This window comes from Agarilytica rhodophyticola (assembly GCF_002157225.2).
Taxonomy (GTDB): domain Bacteria; phylum Pseudomonadota; class Gammaproteobacteria; order Pseudomonadales; family Cellvibrionaceae; genus Agarilytica; species Agarilytica rhodophyticola.
This window is the reverse complement of sequence record NZ_CP020038.1, coordinates 3,073,815-3,084,409: the sequence shown is the minus strand read 5'-3', so window position 1 is coordinate 3,084,409 and position 10,595 is coordinate 3,073,815. Positions and strand designations below refer to the sequence as shown.

Annotated in this window: 5 protein-coding genes; 1 reads left to right on the top strand and 4 read right to left on the bottom strand. The window is 34.7% G+C overall.

Annotated features, from left to right (window positions below; all coding sequences use genetic code 11):
* Positions 1 to 22: 22 nt before the first annotated feature.
* The 4 genes from BVC89_RS13250 to BVC89_RS13235 are packed head-to-tail and all read right to left on the bottom strand — an operon-like array spanning position 23 to position 8,527.
* Positions 23 to 5,782 carry a non-ribosomal peptide synthetase gene (locus BVC89_RS13250; protein ID WP_086931644.1) on the bottom strand — a complete coding sequence of 1,920 codons (5,760 nt, stop codon included), beginning with the start codon at positions 5,780 to 5,782 and terminating at the stop codon, positions 23 to 25.
* Positions 5,783 to 5,818: 36 nt separating this feature from the next.
* The gene (locus BVC89_RS13245) at positions 5,819 to 6,832 is read right to left on the bottom strand and encodes a cupin-like domain-containing protein (RefSeq protein ID WP_086931643.1); all 1,014 of its coding nucleotides are present in this window, start codon (positions 6,830 to 6,832) and stop codon (positions 5,819 to 5,821) included.
* A gap of 27 nt (positions 6,833 to 6,859) precedes the next feature.
* Positions 6,860 to 7,591, bottom strand: a complete 732-nt coding sequence (locus BVC89_RS13240; protein ID WP_086931642.1) for a phosphatidylserine decarboxylase — start codon at positions 7,589 to 7,591, stop codon at positions 6,860 to 6,862.
* 12 nt (positions 7,592 to 7,603) lie between these two features.
* A complete protein-coding gene (locus BVC89_RS13235; protein WP_086931641.1) occupies positions 7,604 to 8,527 on the bottom strand; it encodes an arginine deiminase-related protein in 924 nt (307 codons plus the stop codon).
* A gap of 344 nt (positions 8,528 to 8,871) precedes the next feature.
* On the opposite strand from BVC89_RS13235, the gene BVC89_RS13230 reads away from it, so the two are divergent.
* Entirely contained in the window at positions 8,872 to 9,810 is a 939-nt protein-coding gene (locus tag BVC89_RS13230) for an agmatine deiminase family protein (protein WP_086931640.1), read from the top strand.
* The last annotated feature ends 785 nt before the right edge of the window (positions 9,811 to 10,595 follow it).

Below are 10,595 nucleotides of genomic sequence, written 5' to 3'. Positions count from 1 at the left end.
ATGGAGTTAATAATTACTGTATTTATAGATAAGCGTAGTAGTCCAACAACCAAGCGGGGTCGATATCAATAACATCAGATACATTATCCCTACCTTTGTATAGCGTCATGTGTTTCACATTTTCAGAGACTGAAACCACACCGGCACTAGAGAAGCATAGTAATAACCTCAACACTGGCAGCATCTTTCTATCTTTATTAGATAAGACTAAAGAAACCTCGCTACCATCTAAAGGGAAAGGTTCACATTCAAAAAAAGCAGGAATATATTTTGATATGAGGCAAGCAATAAAGGGATTGACAAAATCTTGCTCAGGAATCATCCACTGAGCAAACATAATAGCGTCTGCTTGATCATTGAAGTCTAGTTCATGAACATTCGATACACGGCTTTCTTCAAAGTTGGTTTCAATATTAAGAAGACATATTGCATCTTTACGTGGCAACTTACATACAATAATGTCGATAGATTGAGAAAGTTGATTTCCATACAGAATAAAAGCTTGATCATCTCCCACAAACAAATCTAGATGCTTGGATATATCCTCTTGCCAAGAGGATATATCCATTTTAACAGGAATAGCGCCATATTTTATCGCTGCTACTAGCGCAATCGAATATTCTATAACATTTTCAGTTACGATATATGCATAGCTATATAGGTAACCATTGTCGGATTCCTTTATTTCTATTGCTAACTTTGTTGACAATTGGTCTAACTGATAATAAGTCAGACTACTTTGTCCATCTTCGACGGCAACATTATCTCCACTTGACTTTACTGAACGAGAAAACCTTTCTAAAAAATAGTTACCGTCATTCTTTTCATTTTTAGTACTGTCATCAATATCATTGGAGCTAATATCTCTAACATGGTCTAAAACATAAGAATTGCTTATATCTAAGCTAATAACACTATTAACATATTGTTTAATAGTGAGCAGTAAATTTCCAACCACTTCGTCAGAAAAAACCTCATACAAGTAGTTAATATAAATAGATATACACTCTTTATCACTAATAGTAATACAAAGAAATTCTCTGCTCTCTTGGTGAAAAATATCATGATAATTCACATCTGAATTATTTTCTTTATCATCATAATTTGGAATGTTTTGAAAAATATAAATAGAGTCTAGAAGGTTTGAGCCTGTTAGAGTCATGAGGTCATCTTCAGAAATACCATAGACTGAGTTTGACAACCCCTGATCTGACTGAATTTTTTTGAGCCAATCTGAAATCGTTAGATCACTGCTAATATTAGAACGCAGCAACGAAAGTCCTAAATACATTCCTGACATTTTGTTCACATCGCCCCACATTGGAGGTCGTCCTGAATTTTTTAACGAAAAGACGATATCATTCTGATGTGTCATCGAGTGAATAGTAAAAGCCCAGGCAGATAGAAATAAGGTATTTAGAGTCAGCTTATTGGATTTACAAAAAAACCTCAACTTATCGCTAAGTTCTTTATTAAAGTTTAACAATTGGTACTTTTTTTTAAGATAACTGTCGAAGTTATCTTGATTCCCTAACAACGAGATTAATGTTGATTGCCCATTAAAACCTTCCAGGTAAGAACGTAAAAAGCCTTGCTTCTTCTTAATATTTTTATCGCAGAAGATATATTCTACATAACGTTCAAAGCTATTTTTTTCTATTGCAGAGATATAAGTATCATTTTGTTCAGTGACTGCATTCATAAACTCACTAGATAAGATACTAAGTGACCATCCGTCCAGAACAATATGGTTAAAAGTGAAGATAAAACGGTAAAATTCACAGCCAAGCTTAATCAACTCTACCTTAAATAAAGGGCCTTCGCCTAAATCATAATCAGTGATCATATTAGAAAAATAACGAGATTCGATATATCTTTCTTTATCTATAGGCGCAAAATGGCTAACATCATTATATTTAAGGGGAATATCGATAGAGTCTAAGACTTCTTGCACCACTTCTCCAGACTCCAGTTCAAAAAAAACAGTTCTAAACGCAGGATAGCGTTCAACGACGGTTTTTATTAGATTTTTGATTTTTTCTAGATCGAGCGCTAAATAAATATTAAATGAATACTGGCAATTATAAGTAAAATCATCCTTTTCATAGAATTGATGATAATTATGATTTTGCAGTGGCGTTAGTGCAAATACATTTGAGAAGATGTCGCTCTCACCCAGATCATAGCTCACATGGGAAGTTAAATTCTCTCCAATATTATCCGAAATTTTTTTAACCGTTTGATACTGAAAAATTTCTAACGGCGATATTTCTAGGCCTTGCAAACGCGCAGCACTTGAAATTTGTATTGTCTTGATCGAGTCACCACCTAACTCAAAATAATTATCTTCTAGGCCGACCCGTTTGACATCTAGCACTTTTTGAAAAATATTGGCTAATTTCTTCTCTCGTTCTGTCTTTGGAGCAACATATTGACTAGATAGTAATTTTGTAATATCAGGCTCTGGAAGACGATTCTTATCTACTTTCTGATTATAAGTAAGAGGAAATTTATCAACAATAATCCATAATTGCGGAATCATATATCCCGGGAGTTTTTTTTCCAAGTCTTGTTTAACTAGAGCACTGTCAAACTCCTTATCTGCTGTAGTGATATAAGCAACAAGGTAATCTCTATTATCTTTATTAAAAAGGCAAACATACACATTTCGGATACAGTTTTGCTCAGCAATCGCATATTCAATGTCGCCGAGTTCTATTCGGTAACCTCTGAGTTTGACTTGATCATCTTGACGTCCCAGATATTCTATCTCACCATTAGCAAGGTGGCGAACAATATCTCCCGTACGATATAACTTATCATCACTCTTAAATGGATGATCAATAAATTTATTTTCATTTAATTCATGGTTTTTCCAATACCCTTCGCTTAAGCCTTCACCCGATAAACATAATTCACCAGGCATACCTATTGGTAACAGTTGTCGATTCTTGTCAAGAACATAAGCTTGAACATTATGTAAAGGTCTACCTATTGTTACTCTTTCATCCAATAGTAACTTTTTAGCAGTTGCCCATATGGTTGCTTCCGTAGGCCCATAAACGTTCCAGACACTCTCACATTGTCGCGTTAGGGTATTTTTTAATTGCTCACTAATAGCTTCACCGCCGGTTAATACCACCATATCTCGCGGTAACTGAATACCAGCTTCTATTAGCATATGCCAAGAAGTAGGTGTCGCTTGCATAATATCAGGTTTATATTTAGTCAACATATCGCCTAATGAAAACGCATTTAACGCCACACTTCGATCGACAAGAATAATTTGAGCACCCAGCAGTAATGGTGCAAAAAGTTCAAGATAAAAAATATCAAAGGTATAAGTTGTAATAGATAATAGTCTATCAATATTATTTATGTTTAGTGTCTCTATTATAGAAAGCAGTAAATTGAGCAAACTTGAGTGGCGTATGGGCACACCTTTCGGCTGGCCAGTGGAACCAGATGTATAAATCATGTACGCGATCATGCTGGGTTCTAATATTACTGACACGGAATCTTCTGGCATCTTAGAGATTAGCTGACTATGCTTTTCTATATCGATACAGTTGAGATTTTTAAAGTTGATATCTGGTTGACTTTCCGTGGTTGTCAACAAAATTTCGATATCGGCATTATCAAGAATATATTCCATTCTTTCGACAGGAAAATCAGGTGCAATCGGAACAAATAATGCGCCTGCCTTTAATACAGCCATAATCGCGATAGGCATTATTAAAGATGGCGCTAAACATAGGCCAATACGTTGACCTGGTGTTACCCCGGATTCAATAAGATAATGGGCAAGCTGATTAGCTTGGATATTGAGAGAAGAGTATGTTAGCTGTTGATTGTCATAAATGGTAGCGACATCATTTGCTGAGTTTTTAGCTCGCTTCTCAAACAGTGATACAACGGTTTCATGTGTTGGTAATACATAGTGTGTTTTGTTAAATATATTTAATAAATGATCTTTATCAAATTCACTAAGCAAAGGAATTTCATAAAGTTTACAATTGGAAAATGAGGAAATTTTTTCTAACAAACCCGAGTATTGATTGGCCATGCGCTGTATCGTTTCTTCATTAAAAAGATCAGAACAGTACTTGATAATAAGATTAATAGTCTCTTTGTCATCATAGAAATTAAAACTTAAGTCAAACTTGGTGGAATCACTAGGTATATTATAAGGCTCAAAATCCATGTGACCTACAGTTATAATTTGCTCAGGCCTACTTTCCTGCAGGCCAAAAAGCACTTGAAATATTGGATTTCTACTAACATCACTCTTAACATTACTAACTTTTACAACCTTATCAAAAGGAATTATTTGATGCTCGTAAGCCGATAGTGTTGTTAACTTTATCTGTTCGAGTAGCTCATCAAATGTCATATCGGCATGCACCTGAGTCCTCAGAGCAAGCGTATTTGTAAATAATCCGACTATCCTTTCCATTGATTTATGAGGTCGACCAGCAGTTGGTGTTCCAACACAAATATCAGTCTGACCACTATAACGGTACATCAACAACTTAAATAATGCCAAGAGAACCATAAAGAGTGTTGACTTTTTACCACTGGAATATGCAACTAATGTATCACGTTGTGTTTTGTTAAGAGTAAATGCTAACCTTTTACCCTTATTACTCTGAATAGCTGACCTTAAGTAATCATAAGATAGCTCTAAAGGTTGAACACCTGATAATTGTTGCTTCCAGTAATCTAGAGACTTGTCATAGTATTCAGTATCCATCTGTTGATTTAACCATAAAGCATAATCAAGATATTGCTTTTCTGGTGGAAGCAAGTTTACTTTTTTACCTAAACACAATAAGCTGTAGCAATGAATAAAATCCTCAACAACTATTTCAATAGAGTAATCATCACACGCTATATGATGTATTACTACAGTAAAATAATAATCTTTACTTTGTGTCTCGATAAAATAGGCTTTAATTGGTATTTCTCGTTCAAGAACGAAAGGTTCTGAACAACAGCGGAATATTGTTTTATCAAGACTACTCCCCTCTGAAACTAAAATAGTCTCAATTTTAAAACTACTAACAGGCGCTAACTTTTGATATGTTCCATGGGATAGATCACCGGCAAATATAGTATGTAAAGCCTCATGATTATTTATTACAAGAGATAAAGACTGTTCAAAAATCTCTCTTTGTGGAGGAGCTGATAGTTTGAAACAGATGGACATATGGCAAACAGAGTTAGCATCTTCCGCCAAATTTTGCAAAAACCACATTCTTTCTTGTGTATCAGTTAACGCTAAATAGCTAGGTCTTATGGCGTTAAAATCTTCGAACCTAACAAACACCTTTTTATCTTTCTGGTTGTCAGCTATATTGTGAGAGAGGCTTTTACTAGTATCTAAGTTGTTCTCATAAATAGGATTAGATAGGTTTTCTACATTTTCATTGACTAAAGTAGCCTTGGCGTAACTTTTCCATTTCTCTTTTTTTTCAGAGCGCACATAAAGAAGCAACTCGATTTCATCTGCGTTTTTTTCTCCCGAAACTACTTGTATACTAAAATTTAATGTGTCATCCAAAGCCTCCATTTTTTCTATAGAAACTCCCTCAACTTTAAAATCCACATAATGCTTATCTTGCACAAAATCAATTACATTAGCGACAAATAAAAATGAGGGTATTATAAAGCCATTCTCCTTACGTTTTACTATCAATGCATCATCGGCATCAATATCCCACTGAAAAACTTTACTATCAGACATTTCTAAAAAGCTTGGATTTGATAATAGAGACTTCATAACACACCAATTTAAATTATCTAAAAAAATAAATAGCTAACGCGGCAAGAGATGACTTAGCGTTGATTGAAGAATAATATACCTGGGATTTACACGCTCATTAATTGACGGTAAGAAAAACCAATTCATTGAAAACGAAGTAGAAAGTGAACGAACACAATGCCGCCATTGTAAGGGAACATATAGAAGATCACCCGCTTCCACAATAGCCTCTAAAGGCTTCGCTTTGTCAAAGTCGGGGTGCTTACTGTAATCTGGGTTTTCTGCGTTTACATCATAGTTATGTAACTGTAAGATAATATCGCACAAAGCATACAATTGTTCATCATCCAGAACATTTCTTAACTCGTCATGAAAACGCTCACGCGTGATATCTCCTTCTTTTTCCCTAAGTTCAGATAGTATATCTTTAAGCTCACCTGCCAACTCTGAATAATGTTCTTTAGCCATAGCCGATTCGGCAATTTGATCCAGTGTGTACATACTTGGATAGGCATTGATAGAATCATCTGGGCTTATAAGTATAAAACGTTTGCTTCCCTTAACTTGGGCAAAAATATTATGTTCCATATCCCAGTGAATATCGGAATACGTACCTTTGGGGCCAAACCAAGCCATCGGATTAGCCATATGATTCTCAGGAATATATGGTGCTATAACATCTTCTGCGGGTTCCTGTACAAACACAGGTTTTTCGATATCCTTTTGTAATAATGGTACGTCGATTAATAAACGAGATTGACGGGCATACTTTATTTCGCCAGAACCGTTATCATTTTTTAATTCCTGGAAATAACTAGCAAGTTCTTTTGCTTCAGGCACTTCACCGTCGTAGTCAATAATATTAATATCATCTTTCTCTCTAAGTTCTAAAGTACGCTGCCCTACCATATTAGTTAAGTAGTCAATATTCCATTTTGTAACAGCAGGCCAATGTTTGCACCCTCCCTTAATCAACACTGGTTTATGTTTATTAAAATACAAATTGTTAAACCTTTCTAAACTACAGTTACTTTCTTCAGTGTCTACGTGTTCATAACTTATATTCATAATAATTTTTACCTTTTTAACAACAACTTAAACGGGAAAAAGGTTTTCATCGGGGAAAACAATTTCTACCAGAGGATCGATACCTGCACGTACATGCATATTATCTTCTTGCAATAATTTCAATTCAAAACGACTATCCAGTGGTATAATCAGCTCTGTTTGAGAGCCCCACCGGATCATAGAGAATCGTTCATTCTGGGCAAAATAGTTATTTTGAGCTGTTTCAAATGGCGTAATAACACGCACATCCTGATCTGCTATTTGTATAACATGGTACTTATGATCTAGTACTGGAGAGTAAATTGTATTCAGCATTCTCTGGTTATTGTGCAAATATCCCATATTATTAGTGTTAACAATTTTATCTAGCAGATCCAACTCAAGATCTATCATAGGAAAATTATCAGTACTTAATGGAGGTAAAGATCGATACCTAAGCATACCGGCGTAGGGCACTCTATTTATATGCACATCATAAATAGTCATAAAAATTCCAATAACTAATGCCGGTTTAGAAAACTCATCATCACCCATAACATCTGCAAGAGTGTAAGCATTACCTTTTATATCAATAATAGGGTCTTGTGTATTCTCGACATATTTTTGATACAGAATAATGCCATCTGCAGGAGAAAAAAAAGTATAGGGTGATATATATTGAGAGCGAAAGGGATCTTTAAAAAATCGCTCCGTTAGTAATTCTTCATCAGATATTTTTGGGTCGATAGATTTCGACCATTCAGCCAAAGTTTGAGCCACTGTATTTCTCCATTATCGTAAGCTAGTCACATCATTGTAATTTAACCTCATAACCAAACAGCTTAGCGCTGCTCCCGATTTATCAAATTCCGAAAGGTTAAAGAAAGCTGGCTCTAAACCCAGTTTGAAACATATTTTTTCTACCGTTTCTACTTTTATTTTTTCTTTCTCATACCAAGGGTCTGAACGAACGGAGTCCATTAAGTCAGAACCACACATTACAATACCTCTCATTCGAACCGAATTGGTAACACAGTCCTTAATAACATCTTTATCTACGTCAATAATTTGAGCGTAATTCTCGATACTTCGTATTTCTTCGCGGGTAAAAAGCTCCGCACAGGTAACAACCGTGTCTGAGCCAATCGGAAAAATCGAGCAGTCTAAATGATATAAATGCTCATTGAGCATTCCCACAGGAATTATATTCATATCAAATTTATCAGCCATCCATTCATAGGCTCTTTTATCTGTCCTCTGTCCATAACCTCCGATATAAGTACTACCTGACAAATATTTTAAATCAGCCTCTCCTTCCCAATGATACGGACAATCATGAACTTCATAGCCCATCATTTCGAAAAATTTCTTACCTTCTTTTTCTTCACCCACTCTAGGTTCTGATTTGAAGTTCGCCATAATAATATGATTGGCATTTTTAATGTGGGGCAAGTAAATTCCTAAATTTGCAACGTATACCCGATCTTGAAAGTTTCCAGCAGACGGCATTAAATACACCATAGAAGCAGATGCTATAAAATTATATAAGTCTTGGAATTGCCTGTAGGAGTTGGGCTTATTTATTGGAAATTCCTCAGGATCATATTCTTTTGATTTTTCAACCATCCATACATTATTAAGAACTTCATTACTTAATGTGTGAGGGTATGACATAACATAGCATGGAGTTGCTAACTGTGAAGGGGTTTCAGCCATAGAGTTAATCCTGTTTAATTTAAATTTTAGGAGAAGATCAAAAACGGATAGTGAACGTGATACAAGGAAGGCAGTATAAGATATCATCATGATAAATTGTTAACGCGGCTAAATAAGTTATGTAATGTTTAGGAAAAAATATTTTCCCTAAACATTACATAGACACTACAAATAATATTAATTGACAGAAAAATTATATATTTGACTTAATACACCCCCTGATTTCCATCAGTGTTAAACAGTTAAAAAAACCGTATCCTAATTCAAATAGAAATCAAGAAATGTTTTTATTTCTACTTATTTAAAAGTTAAAAATCAAACCTAACAATGTGTGTAAATAAAATATGACCGTCAACTCACTATCAGAAAGCTCGGAAAAAGACAAAATACATCTAATTTTCCCTAATAAAATAAAACTACGTCATGAATTATGTGATCTCTTTGCCTATATTGTAACCCAAATACCAAAGGATATTGATGTTCAGATTTACAGCTGCGACCTTAATGATTTTAATACCAACCATAGGGAATCTATTGGTCGGAATGTAGAGTGTGCCGAAATAGATTTTAATGATATCTGGCTTGGTGACATTTTCCCGCAGCGGCATTATCTTGAGGAAAACGAGGATAAAAAAGACGAACATAAATACTTCTATTTTAAGTCCTGTGACTATCCAGAAGATCAAGAAAAGCTAATTCGTTTTTTATCTAAAGGTGAATTACCTATACAAGAAGTACCAATAAAGTTAGATTTCGGAATTTTCGAGTGGTTTTATGACAAAATACTAATATCGGGCTGTATATATGATGACAATCCTAATATATCCAAGGAAGAATTAAATAATACTTTAGAATACTACTTTCACACTAAAAACATTGTGTGTCTTGATGTTGATTCAGAAACAATGCACATAGATATTGCTATTAGACAATTATTAAATAGTGTTTTAATTTACAATCCAAATTATGTAAACGAAGACTTTGTTCTATCAAATTTCAGAGATTTCTACGACGATATTGAACCTATTAGTTTTGATATCTGTGGTGAAATAAATGATGAGGGAGTAGAAAGTTATGTTGGAAATATTTTTGACTTCGTAGACTGTGGTGACAATTTACTTTTTCCAATTACACAAGAAAGAGACAAAGAGCACCTAGAAACATTGAAAAAAATACTAGCCAAATATGATATGTCTCCCAATATTATTGTTCTAGAACATCCAGATATGCAAAAGTTTTATCAAATGGGGGGGGGATTATATTGCGTTATGGCACTTAGCTAAGCACAATATAAAGCAGATGATGCATATATAAGTTATTATAATAAATAAGGGGTATCTGTATTTTATGCTTGATATTTTCTAAAGTAAGCCTCTGTCAATCATGGCCGTTAGGGTTGATATCTCTACTACGTGTTTTTGTGTGCCTGAGTTGATTCTTAAACGCTCCCCCTCAATAATCGATCACCCAAGCCTACACAGGCTTGGTTTTTCTATCAGTTTTTATTTGTCTATAGCTATCCGAATGATCAACAAAGAACGGATTTAAAAAATGACCCACCTATTACACAAATTTCTCGAAGTAGAAATACTGCCTTAAAAAGAAGGCAATGTTTTTAAAAAGTCAGATACACACTTTGCGAAAATTGCCACTCAGAAAGACCGCTTATGTATGCGCTTACAATTAATCAGTCTTACCGAGAAACGATTGTTTTAGCACAGAGAAGAAACTAGCCAATGCGCTTCTGAAGGACAGTATACCTTTTTACAACAAACCCGATTCCCTTATTAAAAGAACATGGCGCTATCCGAGCATACCGTGAGGTGACACCTAGGTGAGCAGTAAAGGTAATTATTGTGAGTTGCTATACCGTGGACACTATGCAGCGACAAATAGTTTTTTACACTGATTAAACACGAAACTTGTTCACTATTAGCCGTTCAAAATATAAAAGGAAGTAGGACAAAAAATTGTTGCCCGTATTAAGGTTTTTTATAGCCGTTAATAATTGCACTCTGCTATTTATTAATCACTAATCGCCTGTGGCGCTTGAGTACCACAAAAGATT